Below are 24,351 nucleotides of genomic sequence, written 5' to 3' on the forward strand. Positions count from 1 at the left end.
CTCTCGGAGAGCACGGACATCGGCGGTTGCAGACGTTTCAGGGCTGCCCGTCGACCCGAGATGATCTCGGCCCGTTGCTCTTCCGAGAGGTTGCGGCGGCCGGTCAGGTCAGCGCGGTGCGTGGCAGAAGCGGATGCCTCTTACTGGTCCCCGTCGGCATGAGGTTCGTGTAGAAGCGAGCTTCTGATCGGTGGTTCAGCAGCAGGGCCATCGACAGCATCGCCTCAAGGCGACGAATGTGCGGATATGTCCTCGTCACATATCCGCGTGAGCGAATGCCTCGGCTTCCATGGCGGCGATGAAGTCGGCGACGTTCGAGCCATAGATCCCCCAGCTGTTCACGCCGCCGAGCTCGACGAGGCGAAGTACGCCATCGGGACTGACGCCGACATCGACGGTGACCATGGTGCAGCCGTGAGCGAGTAGTCGCTTCGCCGCGGTCTCCGCGAAGTCACGTACATGATCGGGGACGGGCAGATACGGCTCGATCGGATAGGAGCTTCCGCAGACGAAGCGGCCGTCGCGGCAGAAGCAGCGGTACTCGAGTTCGAAGAGCACGACCTCGGACACGACGACGAGCTCGTCTCGGTGCTGGTCGTAAGTCTGGAGCCAGTGACCCAGCTCCGTGATTTCATGAACGCCCGCGGGGAACAGCTTGTAGTTCGTATCGCTGCGAATGAAAACCTGGTCGCTGTCGAACATGCGCCTGAGCGGTAGACCGGGAACCGCCGAGAACGGAACGAAGACGGCGGTGCGACCCAGGAGGTCGTACACGTGCCGGTAGTAGAACGAGCAGCGCAGCATCGTGTAGTCATCGAAGACCGCTTCTCCGAGCTGCGGCACCCGGCGAAGGCTCCTCATCGTCGGCATCGTCCCGTACCCAACGATCGGGCGACCCTCTTGGACGACGGGCCAGCGTCCCATCATCGCATCACGCGCTTCGACAATGAGGGCATCGTCGAGCGCGGCCGCGACGATAGCGGAGCCAGGGAATTCCTCGTGGAGATCGATGAGCCATTGCGGTCGCATGGCACGATGCTATTCATTCCGAGCAAGGCATCTCCGGGTTACTTGCGTTCGCGGAATCGCAATCAGCCTGGAGCAGACAGTAATTCGAGACGTTTGCCCCGCCTGTCAACCGCAGGCTGAACGCGGCTCCGGTCGTGGCAACGACATCCTCGAGCCGACAGATCTGGGCGTCCGGCGCCCCGAGATGATCTCGGGGCGTTCGATTTTCAGCTGGACCGTGCCGGCCGCTCCGGACCGACCTGTATGCGCATTACAGTGCGTTGGCTCAGCATGACACTGGCCCAACAGCTTCCAGGTCGTGACCGTAGGATCCGAGCGTGCACACTGATCTCGACGGAGCCGTCCATATCGCCTGTCTAGTCGCAGATTTCGACTGGACCTGGGCGATGGAAGACGTCCAGCGCTTCAGCGATGCGGCGGGGTGGACCGTCGTCGGGCAGCTCCCGCGGGAGCATGGCGCCGACCTCCGAACGGGACTCGACCTTCAAGACACCTACGCACGGGCGATCTACGGTCGAGCTTTTCTCGAGCGCGAAGGCTTCCCCGACCAGTTGGTCACGGAGATACTCGTCCCTGTAACCGACTGGATGAAAGACACGACGCCGGAAAGGCACCGGTCATTGACCAACGCCTTTGCCGAACTCTCCGATCGACTGGTGGCCGCGCTCGGGAGGCCGACAAAGCCGCGCCCCGGGGTACTCCCCGAAGTCCGTTGGACGCTGTCCACGGCGGTGTTGACCCTTCGCATGAACGACCAGTCAGTCGAGTTGAGAATCGTCAATCCTGTTCATCAGCAATGGTGGGACAGCTGGGTAGCCCACGACGACGAGGACGAACCGGTCGCTGACACAGCAGACGAGGACCTGGAGGCCCTGCCGGACCGACCGCGAAGCTGGCCGGAATTCTCATCAGCCCTGACCTTGACCTTGAACAGGCTCCGCTCGGATGAACAGCTGGTCTTGACCATGGGGCAAGAGGGGATCGCACAATTCGAGATGGACTGGTTCAAGATCGGCTGTTTCGTGCGAGCAGGAATGAGCGGTGGTGCGGTCCAACCCATCCCGCACGCTGATCGAGCAGTGATGACCGCGAACAACTGGCACGCTGGGGCCGGACCCAACGAGGGCTGGTGGGAACGCACCATGCGATGGCCGGCCCGATACGAAGAATTCGAGGCTGCCGCAGATGCCGTCAGCCTCGCGCTTCGCGACATCATCGGCATCGGTTCTCCCACCGATCTGCAGGTGACCGGCTGGAACAACGCCTCGGACTACTCCTATCCAGATATCACGGCGTTCGGCGTCCACAGGTAAGTGATGGCGGTGGCTGGGCGATCTCCCCAGCCACTCGGTCATCGGCAGTTGCGGACGTTTCAGACACACGAACGCTCCGAGATGATCTCCGGGCGTTCGATCTTCAGCTGGACCGTGCCGGCCGCTCCGGACCGACCCGTAAGCGGCAAAATAGTGCAGTATCGGCCGGTTTCGCCGGATCGATTGGAGGAAGAGGAGTTTCGAAACCCGTGGATGTTCCCGCCTTCGACGTAACCAGCGCTTCCGAGATCATCATCTCCCTTGGCGATTTGATCGTTGGAGACTCCGAGTACCGGGACGTCCAATGGGACGCAGTGACCCTCGTGGTTACCGTTGCGGACAGCCATCAGCATCTCTTCGGCTACTTCTACACCAACGACGGGGGCTGGACACCAGGAAACCCTGGCGGTATGGCCCTGCTCGATCAGGTGATGGCGCTGCGTACGGCAACCACCGCACCCGGCAAGCGTGCCTGGAAGGTCTGCCGGATACAGCTGATCCGAGAGGAAATGCAGCTGACGGTCGACTACGAATACCGGTCGTGGAAGAGATGGATGGTCACGCCGGCCAACCTCGAAACGCGGGTCGAGGAACTGCGTCCTCGTCCTGGAAACGACTCCGCGGCCGAACGGACTCGCCGCAGTTGGTGGCAACGATTCACACACTAGCGGCAGGCAATCAGTGTGCCGTGTAATCGGCAGAAGCGGACGTTCTGCACAGCACTGGGTCCCGGCGGCCGGCGCCCCGGGCTGGCCGGTTCGGTCAGCGCGGTATGCGGCAGGACAGTGTGTTTTCGAGATGCTCGTGATGAGATCGGAGTCGCGAGAAAGGCTAAGCATGTCACCTGATCCGTCGTCACCGAATGTCGCTCTCACACAACAGGCGCTTGTGCAGCAGATCATCGAGGACGTTCGCGGCAAGATGGTTGTGAACCGCGTTCCGCTGGACTGGACTCTGATCGACCTGACCTGGTCCATGGTGGGCCGCGGGGGCGAAATCGAGATAGGCGTCGAGACCGTTGACGGACCGTTCACCGACTGGGACCAGCCGATCGGTTTACCTCCGGCGCTACAACAGTTGCGGGACCTCATGTATGTGCCGGGCGAAGGGACATGGTTCACGCTGCACCTGCTCATCAGACGCGATGGTCAAGTCAGCCAACGCTTCGGCTATGACCGGCCGGAGCCGAGCGTCTATTTCGAATCCGATGTCGAAGATGAGCTTCGGATGTACCCCCGCGCGACTGTGCCGCAATGGATGCACGACACTCTGCATCAGCGAACCACGGTCGAAGAGCCTTCGATCGTCAACGAGAGCTCTCCCATGCACGGGTCAAGCGTGGGCGGTCTCGGATCCCCGCGCACCGATCGGTCAGCAGCAATCGCGGCGGCCACCGATTTCAGGCCGTCCGAACCCGATATGAGGTACATCAAGGTCACCAGGCCGGGCGCGGTCGGTGACGAGCCATCGGTAACGTGGAGTGAGCTTCTCGAGGACGGTAGCGTGTGGAGAAAGGTCCAGAAGTTCGCTGACGGTCGGACCGGGCTCGCGGGAGGGTTCATCGCTACCGATCTCACTTGGCTCGAAGACGAATCGTTCTTCGAAACGCTCTCGGCCGACCCGAGTCTGCAAGTGATCGAGGTCGCGCCCTCCGAGTTTCAAACCGAATGGCTCGCCGCGGGCGGCTGGCACATCGAGTAGATGTCTTCGTATGGCGCTGTATTCGGCAATAGCGGATGTTTTGGCGTGCAGGGGATGCTGCGACGAATCGGAATCGATTAGTATTCTGGCCACTGCATGGGGAGGGCGATTGAGTCTGGGATCGTGGATTTTCGACGTGCTGAAGACGCCCGGTGGCGACGCGACCGTCGGTGTCGTAGGAGCACTCAGCGGTGCGTCTCCTACCCCCAGATGGCAACGGGTCAGTCATCGTGAGGCATACCAGGAGCGCCAGGAAGACAAGCTCCGAGAACTCGTCGCCGACATTCTTGAGCACCGACTGACATGGTCGGCGAAGCTCCGAGCGGCAGGTGCTTTCATCGAGGTATCCGACCGGTCGGACGAGGAAACGAACGAGGCGTTTCTCGCCAGGTATGCCGCTCTGGTTGGGGAGTTCGACGAGGCGAGCCGCAGCCTTGCCCACAGCACCGAGCAACTGCGGTTGTTCACGCTGAACGTCAAACTCCATACCGCCCTAGCCCGAATCGACGAAGTGAGCGGAATCACTCGCGGATGGGTAGTGCGCGAGGGCCGTCCAGGTCAGGGTTGGGAGCCGCATCCGTTCGAGCACTTCGCTGTTCACATGGAGAATGCCTTCGACGTCCTCTCAAAAGAGACTCAGAAGCTGACAGTTCGACACGGGCTCGACAATCCAGTGCAACCGGATGACGACATGAGTCGGTCGACAATACGGAGACACCGCAGGGTTTGCCGCCAGGAAGGGACCGCGTACGTCACGACTTCGGAGGCTGAGCTTCCGTGGTGGAGGTATTACCCGTTCAAGATAAAGTTCAAATTCGTTGCCAAGTGGACACAGCTGCGTCAACGGTGACTCCGACGGGAACGAACCTGCCGGCGGTCGGACGGCGCTCTATCCGTTGATCTTCCATGGTATGCGGCATTACGGTACGTGTTGTCTGAAGTGCGCCAGATGGTTCGGTTTGATCTTGCGACCGAGCGGCCAGCCGCTTCCAAGCTCTGGTAGCTGTGGCCCCGATGGATGACCTGGCCCTTGTCCAGCGGTTGGCCGATGTTGCCGACACCATCTCTACGCGGTACTTCCGGGCTGGGAGTATCGCGACGTAGTGCAAGCCCGTCGACAGCCCGGTCGCGGTGGCCGATTGTCGGCTTTCCGTGCACACGAATGCAGCTCATGCCCTGCGCGCGGAGCTGGTGAATGGATTTCGGTGAATGCCCTCTGCGAGAAGGCCGACCGCCGTCACGGTGCTGAGGAGCGCCGTCGCCGTATCACGACGAGATGGCCGCGCGGATCCGGGCCACCAGGGCGTCCAGACGTTGCTGATGTGAACCCTCCCAATAGATTCGGCCGCAATCCGAGCACCGCCGGAAGGTGTCATAGTAGCGGCGGGTGAGTGGTTCGAGTCTCTCGATGATGTCCTGCTTGGCCACACCGGTGACAGCGCCGCCACAGCGCAGGCAGCGACTGAACGGCACCAGCCGATCCGCCAGGTCGAGTCGGCGGACGAGGTCCACCATCTGCTCGAACGGGTGGTCCGACCGGACGAATACGCCGTGAGTCACGGTGCGGCGCTTGAGAAGTCCGTGGTCGCGGGTGAGCAGGATTCGATGCTCGGCCGCGGCTGTTTTCGCCAGTGCTGCGTCGTCGGCTTCCCAGTCCCCGCGCACGTCGAGTCCCATCAGCCGCATCAGCCGTGCGAGCCCGCCGAGGTTGACATCGACGATGAAGCGCGGATCGCGCAGCGGACAAGGACGCACCCGGGTCAGCGGCCCGATATCGAGCGTCTCGAACATCGGGTAGACCACAACCCGATCGCCCGGCTGCAGACGGCGGCCGAAGTCGACGGACTCACCGTTCACCAGCATCAGGTCGACCTCGGTGTGCGGAATACCCGCAGCCTCGACGACGTCCTTCACGGTCTGGTGCGGCCGGACCGGCCGCAGCTGCGCGGCGTACCGCACTCCCGGGGGCAAGAAGTCGTTCAGCTCGGCATACACACGCAGTTCGACACTGGCGGTCATAGGACCATTGTCCGGCGGGAGCACCCAGCGTGCCCAGAGCAATCTCCGGTTTGAGCAATCCCGCGTATGCCCGGTGCGGGTCAGCATCTCCCCGGATGCGCTGACCGAGAACGGTCCGCTCTCCCCCCTTGGCGGACCGCAGAGGAGTCGGCGCCACTGAACGTTGAGGTAGGCAACGGACATCCGCTCAGCCATGAGCGGACGTTCGAAAGAGCCGCGGCGTCAGGCCACAGACCACATCAGCCTCGTCGGCGCCACCTGAGGGTGCGGCAACGCCGCCATCTGCCGCTGCGAGTCACACTGTGCTGCAGATTCCGCGCAGCGCCCGAACCGTACGAGAACCATCGATACGCCCCCGCCAGATGAGCGTTGGTGGGCGTCGGGCTCGCGGCCGGGACACGGCGGCCACTGACCGCAACGCGTCCGTTTCCACGTGGATACCCTCAGTGAGGTCCGCCTGGGCAGATTCCGTTGGCATTGCAGGAGTCCACGGCGCGGGGCCAGAGCTGCCCGAGCAGAGAGGCGAGTGTGACGAACCGCTCGAACTCCCCGCGTTGGCGGTGGGTGTGCTATCCGCGATGACGTTGACCCCGGGCGCCGATGCGGGTGTGCCGGCGTAGGCGGGGCCCGAGGCTGTGGCGAGGGCCGCCGTGAGCGCGAAGAGAGCGAGTCCGGTTCGGGCGGTGCGACTATGCCAGATCATGCAGCGAAGACTAAGTGAACCAAATGTGTTTCGAATCAATTCTGGGGCCCCAATACCCGGGGCCACCCTGTCGCAAGCCTCGGCAGAGCTGTTCGACGCGACGGTGTGATGCCATGCCGTCCGAGATTGCTGGATCGGTTGCGTTCGGCGTCGAAACCTTTACAACGGCAATATCGTTTGCCCGCTCAGGCTCGACGAAGCGGCGCTCCTCACCCCAAACCACTATTGGTACACGACCTTGCGTCGGCTGCGCGAAAATTCTTTCGAAATACACGAATTCGAGACACAAGCCCCATGATCAACGGGCTCCCCATGCACTCGCCGGTGTCGTAGCTTGGCGCGCATGAAGCGTTCGCTCACCATCACCGCCGTTGCCGCCGCCCTCGCCCTCGGCGCCGCCGGTACGGCCACCGCCGCGCCGCTGACCCTCGAGCCGGCCGCCCCGGTTGCCGCGACGAACACCGGGTCGTCGGCCCTGACCGGCTCCAGCGAAGTGCTCGGGCAGCTCGCATTGGTTCCGGGCTTGCTGGCGACCATGATCGCCTGCGAGCTGTCTTCGATGTCGGGTCAGATGCCGCCGCCGTCGTGCATCTGGTGATTCTGGCCGTGAGATAGCGCGGGTTTCTGGCTATGTGTCGTCGAGTTGGAGACGGCCCGTGGGGACCAGATTCGCGAAATCCGGCGCTAAGGAATTGCCGCACATAACGACTCATTATCTGTGGGTAAATCGTTAGAGCTAGAGATAGGTGGGTGGGTGTTGTGCGTTGTGTGTTGTCAGCGATCATCATGCTGATCGCAGCGGTTTTGGTGACCGGGTGCTTGGGGCCGATGCAGGGGCCTGACCAAGCCGAGCGTGATAGCTGGTCGCGGGTGATCGAATCCGCGATACAGGCGTTGGCGGGAGTGGCCGATGCATCGCACAAGTTCCAGTACCACCGGTACGGTGACTACACCTCCAGCCTCGATGTTTGGTTGAAGGACGATGCAACGGCCCCGCAGGCAGAGGCTGTGGTGCGCGTGATGGCCACCCAGCAGCTACCGCCGCAGTACCAAGGTGACTCAACGGTGCTGGAGATGGTCCGGATGACGGACTCGTATTTCGCGTCCTGGCGTTTCGGTCGCGACACCACCAGGCAAGCCGAAGCAGCAAACACCTGGGCCCGAGTGTCAGCGACCCGGCCTGGAGCGGAGATCCATTGGTCTGACGGCGGAACATACGCAGCCAACGTCGAAGGCCCGGCCGAGAGGGTCATCGTGGCCGCGAGCTCCGGCACCGACCCCTCGAGCGCCACCGCGGCGATGCGAAAGATCGCCCGCGAGTTTCCCGAACTGGCGGCCCGCGACTGGACGGTGGCCTCGGGTTACCACGATCTCTCGATCGTGGGCTCGAGTCTCGGACCCGACTTGAACGCGAGCCGCCGTACCCGCTTCCCGTCCGACAGTGAACTCGAATTGTGGGAGTGGTTCTTGACCGATCAACCCACCCCGTTCACCGTCGAGGTGTCGGTATACGACCCGCCCGGCGAAGCAGGCCGCACCCTGGACGTCGCGATCTTTCCACTGGCGGGCGAGGTGTTCAGTGCGGAGCAGGCTGCACAGTTGGCCGGTCTGCACCTTCCCCGCCTCGCTCAGTCCGGTGCCGTGGTCGAGTACACCCTCCGCGGGCACCAAGACTTCGACTTCGAGGTCCTGGTAGGCGGTTGCCCGGATCCCGGCCGAAAAACTTCGGCCGAGGCGGAGCCCTTCGTTCGTCTGTACGAACGCTGTTAGTGCCGTATCGGCACCTCACATGGCTGGCCTCGGCAACCGTGTCCTAGCCGATCGCTGAAATGCCGTGGCCTCCCACAGGCCTTCGACCATTCCCATCGCGATCCCGGAAGGTCGCAGGCCTGGCGGAAACTCCCCCTGCGGCGTGTGACCGAAGCGGTCGTCGTCGGCTGGCTGCCCGGCCACGCCGGCGGCGAGGTGTTCGGATCCCTGCTCATCGCTGCCCACGACCAGGACGGGCAGCTGGTGCTCCTCGGCGCGGTCGGGACCGGATTCTCCGACGCCGCACGCCGCTCGCTGCACGTCGAACTGCTGGCGCTGGCCACGCCGCCGGTCACCGGCACGGTGCCGTCGTCGATCGCGGTCACCGCGCACTGGGTCACGTCGCGGCTGGTCGGTGATATCGCCTACCGCGAACGCACCGCCACCGGCCTGCGCCATCCATCCTGGCGTGGACTGCGATTCGACCGTGCACCAGAGAACATCACCATCCCCGGGACCAACTGATCCACCCATCCCACACGCCGCTGGCCATCGCATTCCGAACGCCGCCGAATGGGCACCAGGACGCGCTCCACTTTCTGCACCGCACCGGGATCCGGCCGCCGGCGCGCCCTGCGCTGACCGGTTCAGTCAGCGCGGTATGCGGCATCAGCGGATATTCGTTGGGAGAGCTGATGTCAGTTCGTTACAGGGTGCAGTGTTCCCAGGCGATCGCATCGAGTCGCTGCCAGTTGTTCTGCAGCCAGTCCCAGAGCAGTTGTTCGACCTCGTTCACATCGTTCAACGTCATGGAAAGGCATTGGTACTCAACCTTGCTGGACCTGGGGTGGACCTCGAGTAAGTAGTCGTTCTCACTGCTTCGGTAGGTCTGGATCGAGGGCACCTGGTTCGCTCTCGCGAGTGTGATGAAAGGTCCGCGGTGAAGGTAGCGCAGCTTGCTCAACCAGTAGTGCAGGTGGTCGCGGGTCAGTGTGGTCAGGTGTCGGGCACCGACCTCGACGTCCAGATCTTTGAAGACGACCGGTGCTTCCGCAGGTAGGGTGTCCGGCCAGGGAGCCCCGAGTTCTTCGTCAGTCTTCATCGGGATACCCCCAGTCGAAGTCGATCTCGGCGTGAGGCACGAGCGCGGCCACTCGGCGGGTGAGCTTCTGTTCGAATTCCTCTCGCCACAAGTAGAACCCGCTGAAGATGACGGAGTCGTCGGAGTCTGCCTGAACGAGCAGGTCCTCACCCTCCTCAGCCAGCGTGACGAACACTGTGTCGCCTAGGTGCTCCTTTCGAGGGCGTCAACCAACAACGCTGTCACCCCCGCACGTTCGCGTTCGTCCCTCAACGCCCGAATCGTCAAGGAGACATCGATATTCACAGACACGAGGTCGACCGTGTACCGGCGACCGACAGCCTGTTCCTGTCCGGTATCTCCGATACCTCGACCCCTTCGACTTGTCACAAATCGACAGGCCAAAGGGGCCGTGCCGCAGCCGATATATCTGCCAGTGCATTTCAGGCGGTATCGCGACCGGTTCGACAAAGTGGAACTCTGTCAATCGGTCGCGGGTTCGTCGGTGGCGACGTCAGCTGGGCCGAGGGCTCGCGGGGGTGCGGTGAGGGCCTGCGTCGCGCCGAGAGTCGCGCCGATTCCCGCGCCGACGGCGGCGAGCGGTGCCGCCATGAGGGCCGCGCCGTACGCGGCGCCGATGGGCACCGCGGCAAGACCGATCGGTGCGAACGGCCCGCCGATCATTAGACCGAGTGCACCGCCGACACCTGCGCCGATCAGTGCGAACGGGCTCGCCAACGCTGCGCCTGCGGCAGCACCGAGCGCCGCGGAGCCGACTGTCTGACTCGCAACACGATCGGAGCGAGTGCGTTCCATACCGACCGAGTCGAAGAACGTTGCGAGATCGGCCTCGGTGACCGCCGCGGCGTCGTTGAGTTGGATGGCGGGCTCCCGTGGCAGCCAATCCGGCACCTCGACCTGCACGTCGCCGAAACGCAACATGCCCGGCGGCGGCGCGATCGGCGGCACCGGCGCAACCGGGACCGGGCCGTGCAGGAACTCGACCGGCGACAGATACTCGCTTTTCGGTACCGGCCGCGCCCACTGCAGCGAACTGCGCGTGTCGTCCGGGATTCGCGTTCCCCGGTACGGGCGCACATTCGGCACTTGCGCGGCGGGCCAGTCCGGGGACTGCTTCGGCTGCTCTGCCTGCACGGCGGGGGTCGTCTCGCCTGAATCCGGGTCGTCGGCCACGAAGGCAACGTGGCTGCCGTGCGCGGTCGGGCTCACCGGAACGTAGCGGCCGAGCTCGGCGTTCGCGGTACCGCTGCTACCCACCAGAGTGAGAACAACGGGAACCGCTCCCGCCACTACCATCGACCCCGCCTTCTGTTGACGCGGACTGATCTTTCTGTGCTTGCTTGTGCCCATGTATCACCTTTCACAGTCCAGAGACCTTGTCGATTCGCATTCGGATCACAGGGGCGTCTTGGATGGTCGAGCGTGCCGTGAAAGGTTCGAACCAGGCCATCACCAGGACTTTCCGGGCTGTTCAGCACCCTGGATCGCGGGTGAACATGTCCACCATCAACCCCCGGGATCCAGCTCCGAACCCATGGCGACATCGGCATCCCATGTCGGATCCGGGACTGCGATCTCCGCGGCCTCGCGCACCGCGGGGTGTTCGACAAGGTGGTTCTCCGGGGTGCCGGTCTCACGAAAGACCTCGACGGGCAGGTTGGTTGCCAGGCTTCCCGGAGTCCGCCGCGGACATGCCGATACTCACCTGCGATGTCTTCCCCGTGGTCCATACGGAAATCGGCCAGCTTCGAGAGGGGCAGATCGGTTACGGGGATGCGCTGCGGGCGTTCATCCCTGGGCACGTCGTGGCAACGGCCGAGGCGTTCGAGGCGAGGCTGCGCGTGGAATTCCCGAACGGCGCAATCGTGCTGCGCCCCAGCGACGACGAACTCGTCGGGCCTGAGATCGCTACTCTGTCTGGGTTTGTCGATAGCGCGTGGATGTGCTGGCGACCGGGTGAGGATGCCTTCGAATATCTTCACTGATCCTTCGGATCGCCCGGGTCACGGCAGTACAGGATGTTCGAAATACAGGCATGGAGCCGGTGCTTCGTCAGTGCCTGTCAGAGGGTGGCGGAGAACGAGATACCCTCGTCTGACCACGAATTCGGGCTGCGCTTCGATGCGCTGGCTGGCAGCATGTCGGGATGCCGGACTTGCAGTGGGATGACGTCGAGGAGTTGCTCGACACCAACAGGATAGGTTCCCTGCCGGATGTGTACGTGCAGGAGGCATCGGTCGAGGATTGGCAGGCGGTGTTCGATCTGATTCGGGCGCAGGGGTGGGCGTGGGAGTACTACGAGGGTGATCGCAAGCGAGAGCTGCCCGCTGCGGTGGACGTGCTGTTCCGCCCGGACGATGCCGAATGCGTCACACTGCGGGTGTGGCCAGTCTCGAACGTGCAGATGATCTTTCGTCCTTGGCTTGGCGAGATCGATTTCGATGTCAACCTTCGCCAGTTGCAGGGCCAGGCCGGGGTGGACATTCTGTGCGATGTTCTGTGCGCGATCGGGCGGCGGCTGGGTAAACCTGTGCTGATGTGCTCAGAGTTCGACTCCTTCGACTCTCGATCCCCGGTACTGGGGTTCGACCCCGCCGCCGACCGTGTGGTGCTGATGGCTGACCGAATCTAGGGCTTCAGCGGACGCAGGCGTGCGATCCCGGGATCTCGCTCACCACGAGGTGAACATCTACCGAATGCGTCAGAACCCTGTGACGCTCTTGGAGTTACAACCGATCGCTCAGCGGCAATGTAGTGCGCCTGGTCGGGACGTCGAGGCCGGTCGAACGGTCCTTACCCCGGGGGGCGTGTCCTCCTCCTCGTGCTGCTCGTCGCCTTCTTTGTCGTACTCGACGACTGCACATCCTCGTTTCCCCCGATCTTCGCCCGTCGAACATCTGATCGTTGCCTGCTGGGAAGTGCATACAGGTAGCACCGCGTGACCGTGAGATCATTTGTTCGGGACGGTTTTCCAAAGGGGTGGGCACGGTGGAAGCGCGTGCGGTGGAACGCTTTTCGGGTTAGCGAACATTGCCGAACCGTCAGCGTGCGCCGTCGCGGACGATCAGCAGGTCGCGGCCGAGGGTTCGGGCGCCGTCGACCCACGTGGGCAGCTGTTCAGTGAGGAGCCAGACGGCTTCTTCGAGGTCGTCCTCGTCCAGGGGGATGTGCTGGCCGTCGAGCGATTCCGGTGCGAGGGTGGCGAGTTCGCGCTGCAGGGTGGCGAGTGTGGCGTTCGGGGCCAGGGTGGGGAAGGGCCAGGGCTGGTCGTCGGGGGTGCGGCGAGGCCAGGGCCAGCGGTCGCCCCACAGGGCGGCGAGGGCGGGGCGACCGAGGGCCTCGAACAGGCCGGTCAGGTCGTCCCAGTGTCGCCCGGGCAGGGTGGCCGCGCCGACGGGGGTTCCCAGGCGGGCGGCGAGGGCGGGCAGCATGGCGGTGTAAAGGGAATCGGCGTCGTCTGCCAAACGCCCTGCGAGCAAGTCACCGATCAGGGGGGATCGGGCGGCGTCCAGCAGGTCGGTGCGGCCCGAGCCCGGGAGACGGAGCAGCTCGGCGGCGTCCACGGCGAAGGCGGAGAAGGATTGTTCTGCCATGGGCGGCAGTCTGGCAGACCGGCAGCAGTAGGTATCTGCGTTCGTGGGACGATCCTGGCCGGGACCGACGATCACGGAGAGACGCCACCGCACTGCTAGCCAGCGAAGGCGGCCGTTTCAAACCGCGCGGTATGCGGCAATAGCGTGCGTTGCTGTCCACCTGTTGGAGCCTCCCGATCAGGGCTGGTGATCGATCAAGCCTTCATACTTCGCTCGTTGAGGTGACAGGACGCACGGGCCGACCCACCCTCTGACAGTCGAGACGACCTGTGCCCGGTCCGGGACAGTGGGAGAGGCTTCGAGCCCGCGTTGCCAGTTCCTCAACAGTCCCTCGGTCGTGGAGATCCGCGTCGTGACCAACGTGCGCCTATCACCGCGCCTGTTCCAGGTATGCCACACCGCCCACCCCTCGACCCGCGGCTCGACCCCGAGCCTTGCGCAGACTTGCTCGTACGTATCCGTGTGCGGCCCAACGACTACCGCCCCACTGATCTTCAAACTCGGTGCAGGATCATCACAGCCGTCACCTTCGAAGTGATAGCTGCGGAGTTCACGCGCGAGTGCATTGACCGCCTGCTGCAGGGGCGTCGAGTCCAACGGATCGGGCGCGAGACTGCGCCACCCTTCAACTCGGGCACAATCGTCGACCTCCCGGGCCAACAACTCCACCGCTCTCAAATATTCGTACTCATCGTCGGGCTCCGCAATCACGTCGACCATCGTCGCACCAGAAGTCGGCTCCCTTCCACAGACATTCGGATCGGACCGACCACACGAATCCCAGAGAATCATTCTCTCATCGGCTAGTTAGACACTTGCTGTCAGGATCAGGTCCCGGCCAGGATTTGATCCAGGTGCCCGGTGGGATGCTCCCAATATTCGGCTGCCCACCGTCTGGTTTGGTGTGGCTCTCTAATGGCTTGCTTCCCACCGGGTGCCGTGCAGGGAGTGGCTGAAGAGGGGCCTGCCCCAAGCTCGAACTAGCGGTGCCCTCCCGCACGGACACCACTTGGTTCGTTGACGCGGGAAGGCACGGCGATGACCGTCATCATCGGAATGGACCCACACAAGCGCTCGGCCACCATCGAAGCACTCGACCCGACCGGCAAGGTTCTGGCCACCGGCAGATACACCACCGACAATGCAGGCTATGCGGAAATGCTCACTGCCGGAGAACAATTCCCGGACCGGATCTGGGCGGTGGAAGGCTGCAACGGCATCGGTCGGCACCTCGCGCACCGCCTGGTCCACGACGGGGAAGCCGTGATCGACGTGCCGGCGAAACTGTCGGCGCAGGTGCGTGTCTTCGCGACCGGCAACGGCCGCAAAACGGACCCGGTCGATGCTCACTCGGTGGCCCTGGCCGCATTGCGCGCACCGAATCTGCGGCGGGTCGAGGCCGATCCGGAGCTGGTCGCCTTGGGCATGCTCGCCGACCGCCGCGACGAGCTCGGGCGTTCCCGCACCGAAACCGTCTGCCGCCTGCACCGGTTGCTGCTCGAACTGATCCCCGGTGGCGCCAAGACATTCCTGTCAGCCCGTCAAGCCCGCGAACTGATCGCCCCGATCACGCCGTCGGATGCGGCCGCGCGGGTCCGGCTGCGTTTGGTCGTGGAGTTGATCGAAGACCTGGAAACCATCGACCGCAAGACCAAAGCCACAGACAAGGAACTGCGGCAGTTGGTCACCGAACGCGGCTCCACGCTGATGGAACTTCACCGGATCGGACCGTCTTCCGCGGCACGGCTTTTAACCGATACAGGTGATATTCGCCGGTTCCGGGACCAGGATCGGTTCGCGTCCTGGAACGGCACCGCACCGTTGGACGCGTCCTCGGGTGATCAACAGCGGCACCGGCTCTCGCGCGCCGTCAACCGCAAGATCAACCGGGTGTTGCACATCATGGCCATCGTTCAACTACGCAACCGCACGCCGGGCCGGTCTACTACGACGGCCGCAGAGCGGGCGGGAAGACCTCGATGGAAGCGGTCCGCGCGCTCAAACGACGGCTCTCGAACGTGATCTACGCCCGGATGCTCGCTGATCAACGATGTCGTGAATTGGCAGGCCCGGGAGGGCAATCGGGAACGACTCTTCACTCCAGCGCGACCGGTTCCAACCCGCACACCGATCCTTCAGACAAGCCACATCCCGGACCCAACAAACAGGCTAACCCCACACCCACACCGACGTCTTGACATAGAGGGGTGCCAATAGCGGACGTTCTGCACCGCAACGGGTTCTAGCCGCCGGCCGCTCCGCGCTGGCCGGTTCGGTCAGCGCGGTATGCGGCTACTTAAGACTGGTGTCAGGACCTGATCCCGGCCAGGATCTAGTCCAGGTGCCCGGTGAGAAGTTCCCTAATCGGCTGCCCACCTGCAGTATTGGTGTGGCTCTCTCATGGCTTGCCTCTCGCCGGGCACCGCGCGAGGAGTGGCTGGAAAGGGGTCTGCCCGAGCTCGAAGTAGCGTTGCCCTCCCTCGCCGATAACCCCGTAGACCAGGGAGGACACCGATGACCGTCATCATCGGCATGGATCCACACAAACGCTCGGCCACCATCGAAGTCATCGACCACACCGGCAAGATCCGAGCCGTCGGAAGATACGGCACCGACAAGGCCGGCTACACCGAAATGTTAACCACTGGCAGGAAATTCGGAAACAGAGTGTGGGCGGTGGAAGGCTGCAACGGTATCGGCCGCCATATCGCCCACCGCCTGGTCCACGACGGGGAAACCGTACTCGACGTGCCAGCGAAACTCTCCGCCCAGATACGAGTATTCGCCACCGGCAACGGCCGCAAAACCGACCCCGTCGACGCCCACTCGGTCGCGATGGCAGCACTGCACTCACCGAACCTGCGCCGTGTCGAACCCGACCCAGACCTGCTCCTTCTGAGCATGGGGACTGCCCCGAGTTCGGTTGACTCAAGGAATCAACCAAACCGGGGGCAGTCCCCCTCGATGGAATCGATGCGCTCACTCAAACGCCGGCTTTCCAACGTCGTCTACGCCCGCATGCTCGCCGACCAACGACAACACGAAAAGGCAAGCCCGGGAGGGCACTCGGGAACGACTCTGCAATCCAGCGCGACCGGCCTCACCCCGCACACCGATCCTTCGGAAAAGCCACTTCCCGGACCTGCCACCAACAAGGTTAACCCCGCACCCGCAGCAGCGTCTTGACATAAAGGGGAGCCATGAGCGGATGCGGCGGAACCGAGGTTGAACGATGACCGTGACGGTACGGAGCTACACGACCAAACGCGGATTGGGGTTGGGTCGGCTCCGGATCGTGCTGTCTGGACCCACAACGACACCAGGGAGATGAGCGAACCGACCATCGGCCTTGTAAACGACCTTCGCGCTACCTCCGAGAAGAAGGTAGCTCCGGTCGCGATCTATCAGCCACTCCCGCGCACCGACCCTGAACACGAATATCTCTTCGTTCTCAATGATCTCTCGGTCATCGATACAGAACGTGCCATGAGTCCATTGCTCACGGATTGATCGGTAGTGTTCGCAGACGACCTCATACGCCTGTTCGTAGGTGATGGGCGCGGGCCCCACCTTCTGCTTGCGCATCCACCTCATCATTCACCCACTTTAGGTGCATCAGGAACTCGCGCACCAGCGCACTGAGCTCAGAATGAGCGCGCACTGGCGACGGTCGGCCCACGGGCTCAGATGGCTCCTGCCCATGGATCTTCCAGCACACGCGTTGGCCGACGCGGTCAGCGCGGTATGCGGCATTATCGCTCACTCCCGCTGACTGAAGCCAGACCGGTTCAGCCCCGGCACCCGAGGTGAACGCTTTGGTGGTGATGAAAACCCCACGCGCCGCGCCCACGCGAGCACTGCGACCGGCAGCGCGCCGCAGTGCTCGCTTCTGCCAACAGGGTCTACCGCCGAAAGAGATTGTCAGTAGGAGGTATTGGCTCCGTACTCGGCCTGGGCGCGCGTAAAGCCCTCGTACACCAGTTGATCGATCAGTCCGGACCGAGAGAACGAGGTGTACTCGAGGTACTGCTTGGCGCTCTTTGCCGCCTGCTCGTTCCAGTCCACATTCAGGCTGTCTACTGCGAACGTAGCGTCTGCGGTGGAGAAGTCTTCGTACTCGAGCTGGTGGATCAGACCGCTGCGGGAGAAGGCAGAGTAGTCGAGGTACTGCTGGGCAGACCGGATGGCGTTGCGCTGGCTGGAGGTGATGTCCTGCTTGGCCGGAGAGAATTCGACCACGAGTGTCGATACGGGCGCCGCGATATCCGGCTGAGCGACGTCGGCCGCTGCCGCAGCGCCGTTCCATGCGGGTGCCGCCAGGGCGAGAGCCAGTACCGGGGCACCGACCAGCCACACCCATTTCTTCTGCTTCTTCGGCGCGTCCGCGGCCGACAGGTAACTGGGCTGTGGGGTGGGGAACGGCTCGACGCGGGTGGGTGTGTTCACGGGTCTCCATTCGTCAGGTGATGGGTGGAGCATCATGCAGTCGTGCCATCTGCTGACGTCAGAGTGTTGTTAGCTGGTTAGGTGCGGTGAGTGCCGGTTAGGCACGGGATGTCGGTGGGATGGCAGTTCATGTCCCCTGAGCATTTACGGGTCCCCGTCGGCGCGGACTCGGCGCAACACGTCGCCCGGCCGACCGGGCGGCCTGCGTATGCGCTCAGAACCGAACGGCCGGTTGATCTTTCGCCGTGCGGCGCTGTCCGAACTGCGCAGCGCGCTCTGCGGCAGATGAGGACGTTCTGGCACCACCGGGACCTGGCCTGTTGCACACCGTGCCCGACAGCTCTCAGATCAGCGGAAGTAGCATCCGGGTATGCAAGCCGACATCGCTGGGGCTTTTCAAATCGCCCGTCTAGCAGCACGTTTTGACTGGACGTGGAGCCCCGATGACGTACCACGGTTCTGCGATGTCGCGGAGTGGCAGTTCGCCGGGCCCTCCGCAAGGGCTGGTATCTCGACGAATCTCGAGATCGCCAGGCCCGTGGGTTTCGTTTCGATCGGGCGAGAGGTCTGGGACGACGCATCGCAGATCCGGGTTCTGCGTCAGATCTCGGTCGAGGCAACGTCATCCGATCTCGACCTCGGAACAGGTCCGACGCATGCAACCATCGATGCTTTTGCCCTCGCTGCCTCGCTCTTCGTGTCCGAGTGGGGGGATCCGGCACGGACGGTACCTGGCAGTTCCGCGAAACTCGCTTGGGATCTGCCGTGTGTCGTCATCCAGGTAGAGATCGACAAGAGCGATCTGGTTCTGAGCTTGATCAATCCTCACTACGAACAGTGGATCGAATCTTGCAGTGGTGAGGCTGAAGCTGACTGGCGTCGCTACCACGGTGACGAGAGGCCAAGTGACGCAGTGTCGCCTAGCCTGGCTGGTGGATGGACATCCTTCGCTGATGCCCTGGCTCTGACCTTGTCTCGCCTGCCCGAAGAGGGGCAGTTGACCCTCGTCGCCGGAAGCGATCACTGGCTACGCTTCAGCTTTGGCACGAACAGCCGCTACGGCCTGCTGTTGAAATGTGAATTCCCGAGAGTGCGCGGGATCGACTCCGCGGAGCATGCTCGAACCGGTTGGGCAAAGCCCGACAGGAGAAATCGGAACTGGGCGAAACGGATCACGTGGCCAGCGCCGTTCGACGGATATCACTCACTGGCGCAAGATGCGGTTGCCGTACTGCGCGACATGTTTGGGGTTGATGACCCTACGTCCATTAGTGTGCACAGCCGCAGCTCGTCGTACGAAGAGCCCGCAAGTCTCGAAGCCTTCAAGGGGAATTGAGGACAGGGCCGGGAGTGTGGCGACCGCTCGATCGACCTGCGGCGTGCTGTTATCGCGCAATCGTTTGTGCTCATCAATCTGGCCCGCGGCCGCGGGCCCGGGCAGATCGCCGCAGGAGCGGACGCCAGCTCACGGATCGCAGCAAGGTCATCAGGCCTGGCCTCATTGACGCGCCCGGTCATCGCCCTTCCACGACGTACAGCAGTAGATCGTCTAGGCCTGTATCCGAAATTCGGCAGTAGCGGATGGTCTGCGGTGCACTAGGTTCCGACTGGCGTCGCCCCGCGTTGGCCGGTTCAGTCAGCGCGGTATCGGCAGAATAGTGGGTTCGGTAGATCGGGCCTTGGTGGGCACGACCTGGCCGAGTCGCGGAGATGGTCTGCGGCCTCCTGTGCCGGGCTCGCCGTCGAGTAGTCCGTTGAGCCCGGCCGATCGGCGGATCGGCGGCTAATTGTTGGCGCGTTGGATGGAGCGGCGGACCAGGCTGCGGATGCCGGGGAGCTGGATTGCGCGGAGCATTAGTTCGCCCGCCCACACATGTGTGCGTGACGGCGGGGCGAATCGGCTGATTCCCTTCCGCACCAAGGACTGTCGTTTGTTCACCTCCGGCCGCAATGTCGTCTCCCAGTGGTCGAGGGCGGCGGGAATGTCGTCGCCGTGTGCCGCTAGCGCGGTGCCGAGGCGGTCGGCGCCGTCGAGGGCGAGGGCGGCGCCGTAACCGGCGAAAACCGTTACGCACCAGGCCGCGTCGCCGAGCAGGACGACTCGGCCCTGGCTCCAGCGGTCCATCACGATCTGGCCTACCGAATCGAAGTACGCGGTGCCGGGCTCGGCGTCGAGCTGACGGAGTGCGTCGGCGACACCGCCGCCGAGATCCCCGAACGCTCGGGTGAGGGCGGGTGCGGCACCGAGAGAGAGTTCGGTGTCAGGGTCGGGGCAGCGGTAGGCGAAGAACGCCGAGGACCGTTCTGGTCCCAGGTTCATCACCGCGGCTGTACGTCCGGGGCCGATATACGTGGTGCCGAGTCCATCGGGCATGTGGGCGGGAGGTGTTTCCAGCGGAAATGCGCCGACCATATGGCCCAGGTCCACGAAATACTCGGACTCGGCACCGAATACGAGCTCCCGAACCCGGGAGTGCACGCCGTCGGCGCCGACGAGGAGTTCGGTGTGGAGGTGGGTGTCGTCGCTTAGGGTGACTTCGACCTCTCCAGAGGTCTGGGTAATGGCCCGCACCGTGGTGCCGAAACGGATATCGGCGAAGTCGGCGACGGCGTCGTACAGTGCTGACTCCAGATCGCCGCGGAACAAGCTCAAGGTCCGGCTCCCGACGGCGGCCTCGGTGACAGCGGCGGGAATCCTGAGTTTCTCGCGGCCGTCGGCGTGGACGAGGACCGAGGTGAAGAATCCGATATCGCGCGGGGTCAACGCCGGTAGCAGCCCGAGCCGCTCCGCAGCGGCATATCCGGGTCCGTGCAGGTTCAGCAGGTAACCGCTACTGCGGCGACTCGGCGCGTGTTCGACCACGACGACGTCCCAGCCCTGCTGATGCAATCGCAACGCGGCAGCCAAGCCGGCTATCCCTGCGCCGACGACCGTCGCCCGCCTGCCCGATGACTCAGCTTGCCGGCGCGCAGCGCTTTCGAAGGGTTCCATTGCGACTCCTCGGTTCGATGTGCTGTCGGCGAAACCATTTGAGAACTCTCGCCATGCGTCAACTAATAGTTGACCAACAGTCCATCGTCAACTATCAGTTGACGCACCGGCCCCGCCAGCCCTGGTGCCGAACCACCGGGATCAGCTGCACCTTCGACTCCTGCGCCTACGGTGTCGAATTGACCCGGCGCCCCTGAAAGTTGGGGCAACCCACAGTAGTGAAATCACTACGTTTCACTTACTGAGGTCGGTAGGGTTCGGCGACCCGGCACCACGGGAGCCCTCAACAGGAGAACGATGACCACGCATGAGCGCCGCGCCCGCCAATTCGGCTGGGGCATTACCGCAGTAGTCGCAGCCGCCATCACGACCGGCGTGCCCACCGCATCCGCCGATATGGTCAATTTCCATATCGCCGCGGATCAAGGCGTTCAAACCTATTACGTCGGAACCAATTACGGCATCTCCGTCACGATCGTCAATGTCACTGGGACGAGTTTCGTGACCTTCTCCGACAACGGGCAATGCATCGGCGGCAGTCGCGGGTACGGCAATGCGGAGATCGGGACTGCCCCGGTCGCGGCGGTGAACTGGGTTCCGTCGACGGTCGGCCGCCACGTCATCACGGCGAATGACGGCAAGACCACGCAGACCCTCACAGTGGATATCCAGCCGGCCCCCGCCGGATCCACACCGGCCACACCGATGCTCCCCGTGGGGTGCAGCCAGTTGGATCGGCTGCTGAACGCCGGTAGTTCCTAGCCCTCCGCCGGCACTTGGGAAGTTCTTCCCAGCCACCGACCGGCCCGCGGCAATCAACGCTCAGATTTCGCAAACCGTATGTGCGACAGATTGATTCACTCGATAGCAAGAAGTCGCGGCTGGCGACGGCTCACCTCATGACAGGCACGTCCGGTCGGCGAGCGGCACAGCGCAAGTGGTTCGCGACGCATAGCATTCGGGATATGCGTGGTCGCGGGTGGTTTCGTGTCGTGGTGTGCTTGGCCGTGCTCGGGAGTACCAGCGGGTGCATCGGGGCGGTGGATCGGGCGGATTTCGAGAAGGAGATCCGGGCCCGCGGGGGCGGGTTGGTGAGTGCGCTACCGCAGGGCGCTATCGCCGCGTTGGCGCAGCGCATCGGGGCGAACGATCCGGAGGTGAACGTCATCTTGTTGACCGCACCGAACTCCACTCAGTTCCGACTGGTCGTGAACAACCAGCCCGCCCAGGTGACCCGGTTCTTCGACGGCGGTGACTTCACCGCGCGCGAACCCACGGTTCGGGTGCGGGTCCGGCCGCCCGGACCCCCTCGCGTGCTGGACGACTACTCGTTCACGCTCGGCGACCTGAGTGACCCACGCCCGGTGCGGGTTTCCTCCTTCGACGACCTGGACGGCGAGAACTTCAGGGTCAGCGAGGTGCCAGGGCTCTCGCGGATCGAAGACATCGTCGAAACGGCCCGCACGCGCAGCGAGATCCCCGACGGGCAAGTCACCGCCGTTCTGGTGAGCCGCTTCGGCCGGGACATCCGCATGGTCGCCAATGTCGTCTCCGCGCGCTCGGAGATGGTCGTCGAGTTCGACCGCGCCGGCGCGTTCCTCCGAGCCCAGTAGGTGTAGACGATGCCCCGTGTGATGGCAGCCCTGTCGACCGGCCTCGTCGTCGGCGCTTTCAGCATCGTCGTGCCCGTCGCCATCTGGCCCGGCGAAGCGAAACTCACCGCTCCCCTGTTCTGTTCGGCCCCGGCCACCGAACCCTTGGTCGTCTCCGACACCTTCCACGACTCCGAAGGCACCTCCACCAACTACACCCTGTACTGCGTGGGCGACCACGGCATTCTCACCAACGAGGGCTTCGCCCTCCCCATGGCAGTGATGCTCACCGCCCACGTCCTGATCGTCACGGCGTTGGTACTGCTCGCCACCGCGTTCAGAACCAAGGCGGAGCCCGCGCGCGACCAGCCGGATGGAGTGCACGACGCCATCGAACTCTGACCCAGTTCCGGCGCGGCATCAGGAGAACCTGCGGGCCTTGGTGACGAGGGCGGCCCGACCCCGAGGGGTGATCCGGTAGCGGCCCCGGGGGCGGCTGGGGGCGATGAGGCCCCGGGATTCGAGGTGGGACAGGGCGGTTCGGGTGCGATGGCCGGTGAGGGTGGCCGACTGCTGGATTTGCGGGGCGGTGAGGGTGCGGTCCGGGTGCAGAGCGGTGAGGACCGCTATTTCGGCGGGGGTCACGGGGTCACCTCGGGGTGTGAGTGCGGTGGCGGCCGGTGAGATGGCCGGGTGGGCAAGGGATGTCGAGATGGCCGCCGCCGGTGAGGGACAGGCGGACGGTGTCGGTGCGGGACTCCCGCGAGAGACGGTAGGAGTCCACGGCGGTGCGGGCGGTGATCGCCGTGCAGAGGGCGATGATGGCGAGCAGGGTCCATGCGTCCCAGGGCATTTCGGCCTCCTTGTAGCGAATTCTTGGTTGACTCAACTGTGATCGCGCAGCCACCATTGCGGAAGAGCTTCAACGAATTGCGCCGGCGTTCCACGGCGGGCCGCCCCACGAAAGGCACTCCCCAGATAGAGAGGCTAACGAAATGGTCGGATCCACCATCCCCAAAAGGGCATTCGGTCGATTTCTGCGCGGACTTCGCGAGCATGTCGGGGCCTCATTGCTAACCGCCAGCCTGCAAATAGACACCTCCAAGCAAACGGTGGTTCGGTTGGAGGATGGGCTGCCGACCAAAATCACTACGCCACAGCTCAAATCACTCCTGGATCTGTACGAAGTCAGTCCCGAGGTCAGATTCGAAGCACTCGAGATGTGGCAGGAGGTGCGGCAACAGGACAAGGCCGCCAAGCTACAGGGCACCTACAAGGGGTGGTGGCAGGCGTACGCCGATCAGTACGCCCCACATTTCGACCATTACCTGCGACTCGAAGCGACCAGTAATCACTGGATAAGCCACCAGCTCGTACACGTGCCGGGCCTGTTGCAGACTGCCGAATATCGCCGGAATATTATCAGAGCCGCGCACCCGAACCTGGCCGAGAGCGATATCGAGCGACGGTTGGAACTCGCGGCTCGACGGCAGGAACGCAGCGCCGAACCGGGATTCCGCATGGACGCGATCCTGTCGGAGGCCGTGCTGCGCCACCGACTCGGCGGCCCATCCGTCATGGCCGCCCAATTGCGCTACCTCGCCCAGATCGGTACGAGGGACAACGTCTCGATCCGCGTCGTGCCGTTCAGTTCGGACTCACATGCGGGCCACGGGATCCTGTCGTTCACGTTGCTCGAATTCCCGCCCCTGTCATGCCATTTGAAGGAGCCGCCATGCGTCTACATCGACGGCGCGGAAGGTGCGCTCTACCTCGAGAGCGACCGCGTCATCGAGCGGTTCAGGACCGCGATCTCGAGCCTCCAGCGAGTAGCGTTGAGCGAGAATGACACCAGAGCTCTGATGTCGGACATCGCGAAGGAGTACGCGGCGTGATAACCGATCAGTCGAATGCCAGATGGTTCAAGTCGTCCCACTCGGCCGACGCCAACGAGTGCGTCGAGGTCGCATTCCTCGATGACAGCGCCACCACCGTCGGGGTGCGGGACTCCAAGGATCCGTCGGGCCCGATCCTCACCTTCTCCAGCCAGCAGTGGGATCGGTTCCTGGGCAGCGAAGTCTGGCGTCGTTAGCCGCGGCACTCGGTTACTGT

General features: G+C 63.8%; 28 protein-coding genes. 18 read left to right on the forward strand and 10 right to left on the reverse strand.

Features of this window, described 5'->3' with window-relative positions; all coding sequences use genetic code 11:
• Nucleotides 1-255: 255 nt before the first annotated feature.
• Nucleotides 256-1,029: an ATP-grasp domain-containing protein gene (locus tag ACFYTS_RS19065; RefSeq protein ID WP_387305942.1), complete on the reverse strand. Its 774-nt coding sequence runs from the start codon at nt 1,027-1,029 to the stop codon at nt 256-258.
• 317 nt (nt 1,030-1,346) lie between these two features.
• On the opposite strand from ACFYTS_RS19065, the gene ACFYTS_RS19070 reads away from it, so the two are divergent.
• From ACFYTS_RS19070 to ACFYTS_RS19085, 4 genes are all read left to right on the forward strand, one after another.
• Nucleotides 1,347-2,342 carry a DUF6301 family protein gene (locus tag ACFYTS_RS19070; RefSeq protein WP_387305944.1) on the forward strand — a complete coding sequence of 332 codons (996 nt, stop codon included), beginning with the start codon at nt 1,347-1,349 and terminating at the stop codon, nt 2,340-2,342.
• Nucleotides 2,343-2,551: 209 nt separating this feature from the next.
• Nucleotides 2,552-3,010, forward strand: a complete 459-nt coding sequence (locus ACFYTS_RS19075; protein WP_387305946.1) for a hypothetical protein — start codon at nt 2,552-2,554, stop codon at nt 3,008-3,010.
• Nucleotides 3,011-3,230: 220 nt separating this feature from the next.
• Nucleotides 3,231-4,043, forward strand: coding sequence for a DUF6881 domain-containing protein (locus tag ACFYTS_RS19080; protein WP_387305949.1), 813 nt, complete (start codon nt 3,231-3,233; stop codon nt 4,041-4,043).
• A gap of 136 nt (nt 4,044-4,179) precedes the next feature.
• Nucleotides 4,180-4,893 (forward strand): hypothetical protein, encoded by a 714-nt coding sequence (locus tag ACFYTS_RS19085; protein WP_387305951.1) that lies wholly within the window; start codon nt 4,180-4,182, stop codon nt 4,891-4,893.
• Nucleotides 4,894-5,309: 416 nt separating this feature from the next.
• Here ACFYTS_RS19085 and ACFYTS_RS19090 read toward each other — a convergent pair whose 3' ends face one another.
• On the reverse strand, nt 5,310-6,062 hold the full coding sequence (locus ACFYTS_RS19090) for a Mut7-C RNAse domain-containing protein (protein WP_387305954.1): 753 nt from the start codon (nt 6,060-6,062) through the stop codon (nt 5,310-5,312).
• 1,046 nt (nt 6,063-7,108) lie between these two features.
• Here ACFYTS_RS19090 and ACFYTS_RS19095 point away from each other — a divergent pair.
• From ACFYTS_RS19095 to ACFYTS_RS19105, 3 genes are all read left to right on the forward strand, one after another.
• On the forward strand, nt 7,109-7,363 hold the full coding sequence (locus ACFYTS_RS19095; protein ID WP_357289237.1) for a hypothetical protein: 255 nt from the start codon (nt 7,109-7,111) through the stop codon (nt 7,361-7,363).
• Nucleotides 7,364-7,515: 152 nt separating this feature from the next.
• On the forward strand, nt 7,516-8,535 hold the full coding sequence (locus tag ACFYTS_RS19100) for a hypothetical protein (RefSeq protein WP_387305957.1): 1,020 nt from the start codon (nt 7,516-7,518) through the stop codon (nt 8,533-8,535).
• Nucleotides 8,536-8,679: 144 nt separating this feature from the next.
• Entirely contained in the window at nt 8,680-9,039 is a 360-nt protein-coding gene (locus ACFYTS_RS19105; protein WP_387305960.1) for a hypothetical protein, read from the forward strand.
• Between the two features lie 181 nt (nt 9,040-9,220).
• Here ACFYTS_RS19105 and ACFYTS_RS19110 read toward each other — a convergent pair whose 3' ends face one another.
• The 3 genes from ACFYTS_RS19110 to ACFYTS_RS19120 form a co-directional block, all read right to left on the reverse strand.
• Nucleotides 9,221-9,616, reverse strand: coding sequence for a hypothetical protein (locus ACFYTS_RS19110; protein ID WP_387305963.1), 396 nt, complete (start codon nt 9,614-9,616; stop codon nt 9,221-9,223).
• Nucleotides 9,606-9,791: a hypothetical protein gene (locus ACFYTS_RS19115; RefSeq protein ID WP_387305966.1), complete on the reverse strand. Its 186-nt coding sequence runs from the start codon at nt 9,789-9,791 to the stop codon at nt 9,606-9,608. Before ACFYTS_RS19115 ends, ACFYTS_RS19110 begins: the two co-directional genes overlap by 11 nt.
• Before the next feature lie 287 nt (nt 9,792-10,078).
• Nucleotides 10,079-10,873: a hypothetical protein gene (locus tag ACFYTS_RS19120; RefSeq protein ID WP_387305969.1), complete on the reverse strand. Its 795-nt coding sequence runs from the start codon at nt 10,871-10,873 to the stop codon at nt 10,079-10,081.
• 434 nt (nt 10,874-11,307) lie between these two features.
• Between ACFYTS_RS19120 and ACFYTS_RS19125 the strand changes: the two genes are divergently transcribed.
• Both ACFYTS_RS19125 and ACFYTS_RS19130 read left to right on the forward strand, forming a co-directional pair.
• On the forward strand, nt 11,308-11,601 hold the full coding sequence (locus ACFYTS_RS19125) for a hypothetical protein (RefSeq protein WP_387305972.1): 294 nt from the start codon (nt 11,308-11,310) through the stop codon (nt 11,599-11,601).
• 161 nt (nt 11,602-11,762) lie between these two features.
• On the forward strand, nt 11,763-12,248 hold the full coding sequence (locus ACFYTS_RS19130; protein WP_387305975.1) for a hypothetical protein: 486 nt from the start codon (nt 11,763-11,765) through the stop codon (nt 12,246-12,248).
• A 409-nt stretch (nt 12,249-12,657) separates the two neighbouring features.
• Here ACFYTS_RS19130 and ACFYTS_RS19135 read toward each other — a convergent pair whose 3' ends face one another.
• On the reverse strand, nt 12,658-13,209 hold the full coding sequence (locus tag ACFYTS_RS19135; RefSeq protein ID WP_387305978.1) for a hypothetical protein: 552 nt from the start codon (nt 13,207-13,209) through the stop codon (nt 12,658-12,660).
• Nucleotides 13,210-14,247: 1,038 nt separating this feature from the next.
• Between ACFYTS_RS19135 and ACFYTS_RS19140 the strand changes: the two genes are divergently transcribed.
• The 3 genes from ACFYTS_RS19140 (at nt 14,248) to ACFYTS_RS19150 (ending at nt 16,719) form a co-directional block, all read left to right on the forward strand.
• Nucleotides 14,248-15,231, forward strand: coding sequence for an IS110 family transposase (locus ACFYTS_RS19140; RefSeq protein WP_387305981.1), 984 nt, complete (start codon nt 14,248-14,250; stop codon nt 15,229-15,231).
• A gap of 492 nt (nt 15,232-15,723) precedes the next feature.
• Nucleotides 15,724-16,395 carry a transposase gene (locus ACFYTS_RS19145; RefSeq protein WP_387305984.1) on the forward strand — a complete coding sequence of 224 codons (672 nt, stop codon included), beginning with the start codon at nt 15,724-15,726 and terminating at the stop codon, nt 16,393-16,395.
• A gap of 141 nt (nt 16,396-16,536) precedes the next feature.
• Nucleotides 16,537-16,719 (forward strand): hypothetical protein, encoded by a 183-nt coding sequence (locus tag ACFYTS_RS19150; RefSeq protein ID WP_387305987.1) that lies wholly within the window; start codon nt 16,537-16,539, stop codon nt 16,717-16,719.
• Nucleotides 16,720-17,130: 411 nt separating this feature from the next.
• Here ACFYTS_RS19150 and ACFYTS_RS19155 read toward each other — a convergent pair whose 3' ends face one another.
• Entirely contained in the window at nt 17,131-17,655 is a 525-nt protein-coding gene (locus ACFYTS_RS19155) for an Ltp family lipoprotein (protein ID WP_387305990.1), read from the reverse strand.
• 370 nt (nt 17,656-18,025) lie between these two features.
• On the opposite strand from ACFYTS_RS19155, the gene ACFYTS_RS19160 reads away from it, so the two are divergent.
• On the forward strand, nt 18,026-18,991 hold the full coding sequence (locus ACFYTS_RS19160; protein WP_387305992.1) for a DUF6301 family protein: 966 nt from the start codon (nt 18,026-18,028) through the stop codon (nt 18,989-18,991).
• Nucleotides 18,992-19,438: 447 nt separating this feature from the next.
• On the opposite strand, the gene ACFYTS_RS19165 is transcribed toward ACFYTS_RS19160, so the two are convergent.
• The gene (locus ACFYTS_RS19165; RefSeq protein WP_387305994.1) at nt 19,439-20,647 is read right to left on the reverse strand and encodes an FAD-dependent oxidoreductase; all 1,209 of its coding nucleotides are present in this window, start codon (nt 20,645-20,647) and stop codon (nt 19,439-19,441) included.
• A gap of 297 nt (nt 20,648-20,944) precedes the next feature.
• Between ACFYTS_RS19165 and ACFYTS_RS19170 the strand changes: the two genes are divergently transcribed.
• From ACFYTS_RS19170 to ACFYTS_RS19180, 3 genes are all read left to right on the forward strand, one after another.
• Nucleotides 20,945-21,409, forward strand: a complete 465-nt coding sequence (locus ACFYTS_RS19170; protein WP_387305996.1) for a hypothetical protein — start codon at nt 20,945-20,947, stop codon at nt 21,407-21,409.
• Nucleotides 21,410-21,612: 203 nt separating this feature from the next.
• The gene (locus ACFYTS_RS19175) at nt 21,613-22,260 is read left to right on the forward strand and encodes a hypothetical protein (RefSeq protein ID WP_387305998.1); all 648 of its coding nucleotides are present in this window, start codon (nt 21,613-21,615) and stop codon (nt 22,258-22,260) included.
• 9 nt (nt 22,261-22,269) lie between these two features.
• Nucleotides 22,270-22,641, forward strand: a complete 372-nt coding sequence (locus ACFYTS_RS19180) for a hypothetical protein (protein WP_387306000.1) — start codon at nt 22,270-22,272, stop codon at nt 22,639-22,641.
• A gap of 18 nt (nt 22,642-22,659) precedes the next feature.
• Here ACFYTS_RS19180 and ACFYTS_RS19185 read toward each other — a convergent pair whose 3' ends face one another.
• Complete coding sequence (locus ACFYTS_RS19185; RefSeq protein WP_387306001.1) at nt 22,660-22,884, reverse strand: hypothetical protein; 225 nt, start codon at nt 22,882-22,884, stop codon at nt 22,660-22,662.
• Nucleotides 22,885-22,888: 4 nt separating this feature from the next.
• The gene (locus tag ACFYTS_RS19190; protein ID WP_387306003.1) at nt 22,889-23,092 is read right to left on the reverse strand and encodes a hypothetical protein; all 204 of its coding nucleotides are present in this window, start codon (nt 23,090-23,092) and stop codon (nt 22,889-22,891) included.
• Between the two features lie 142 nt (nt 23,093-23,234).
• Here ACFYTS_RS19190 and ACFYTS_RS19195 point away from each other — a divergent pair, with 142 nt between their 5' ends.
• Together ACFYTS_RS19195 and ACFYTS_RS19200 are read left to right on the forward strand one after the other, a co-directional pair.
• Nucleotides 23,235-24,134, forward strand: a complete 900-nt coding sequence (locus ACFYTS_RS19195; RefSeq protein WP_387306005.1) for a helix-turn-helix domain-containing protein — start codon at nt 23,235-23,237, stop codon at nt 24,132-24,134.
• Nucleotides 24,131-24,331 carry a DUF397 domain-containing protein gene (locus ACFYTS_RS19200; RefSeq protein WP_387306007.1) on the forward strand — a complete coding sequence of 67 codons (201 nt, stop codon included), beginning with the start codon at nt 24,131-24,133 and terminating at the stop codon, nt 24,329-24,331. Before ACFYTS_RS19195 ends, ACFYTS_RS19200 begins: the two co-directional genes overlap by 4 nt.
• The last annotated feature ends 20 nt before the right edge of the window (nt 24,332-24,351 follow it).

The organism is Nocardia sp. NPDC004151, assembly GCF_042874235.1.
GTDB lineage: Bacteria > Actinomycetota > Actinomycetes > Mycobacteriales > Mycobacteriaceae > Nocardia.

Coding starts and splice junctions, on each gene's coding strand:
- ACFYTS_RS19135 (WP_387305978.1), bottom strand. CDS start 13,209: ATGGCAGAACAATCCTTCTCCGCCTTCGCCGTGGACGCCGCCGAGCTG.
- ACFYTS_RS19140 (WP_387305981.1), top strand. CDS start 14,248: ATGACCGTCATCATCGGAATGGACCCACACAAGCGCTCGGCCACCATC.
- ACFYTS_RS19160 (WP_387305992.1), top strand. CDS start 18,026: ATGCAAGCCGACATCGCTGGGGCTTTTCAAATCGCCCGTCTAGCAGCA.
- ACFYTS_RS19170 (WP_387305996.1), top strand. CDS start 20,945: ATGACCACGCATGAGCGCCGCGCCCGCCAATTCGGCTGGGGCATTACC.
- ACFYTS_RS19175 (WP_387305998.1), top strand. CDS start 21,613: ATGCGTGGTCGCGGGTGGTTTCGTGTCGTGGTGTGCTTGGCCGTGCTC.
- ACFYTS_RS19125 (WP_387305972.1), top strand. CDS start 11,308: ATGCCGATACTCACCTGCGATGTCTTCCCCGTGGTCCATACGGAAATC.
- ACFYTS_RS19130 (WP_387305975.1), top strand. CDS start 11,763: ATGCCGGACTTGCAGTGGGATGACGTCGAGGAGTTGCTCGACACCAAC.
- ACFYTS_RS19190 (WP_387306003.1), bottom strand. CDS start 23,092: ATGCCCTGGGACGCATGGACCCTGCTCGCCATCATCGCCCTCTGCACG.
- ACFYTS_RS19065 (WP_387305942.1), bottom strand. CDS start 1,029: ATGCGACCGCAATGGCTCATCGATCTCCACGAGGAATTCCCTGGCTCC.
- ACFYTS_RS19165 (WP_387305994.1), bottom strand. CDS start 20,647: ATGGAACCCTTCGAAAGCGCTGCGCGCCGGCAAGCTGAGTCATCGGGC.
- ACFYTS_RS19095 (WP_357289237.1), top strand. CDS start 7,109: ATGAAGCGTTCGCTCACCATCACCGCCGTTGCCGCCGCCCTCGCCCTC.
- ACFYTS_RS19150 (WP_387305987.1), top strand. CDS start 16,537: ATGAGCGAACCGACCATCGGCCTTGTAAACGACCTTCGCGCTACCTCC.
- ACFYTS_RS19145 (WP_387305984.1), top strand. CDS start 15,724: ATGACCGTCATCATCGGCATGGATCCACACAAACGCTCGGCCACCATC.
- ACFYTS_RS19180 (WP_387306000.1), top strand. CDS start 22,270: ATGCCCCGTGTGATGGCAGCCCTGTCGACCGGCCTCGTCGTCGGCGCT.
- ACFYTS_RS19090 (WP_387305954.1), bottom strand. CDS start 6,062: ATGACCGCCAGTGTCGAACTGCGTGTGTATGCCGAGCTGAACGACTTC.
- ACFYTS_RS19110 (WP_387305963.1), bottom strand. CDS start 9,616: ATGAAGACTGACGAAGAACTCGGGGCTCCCTGGCCGGACACCCTACCT.
- ACFYTS_RS19195 (WP_387306005.1), top strand. CDS start 23,235: ATGGTCGGATCCACCATCCCCAAAAGGGCATTCGGTCGATTTCTGCGC.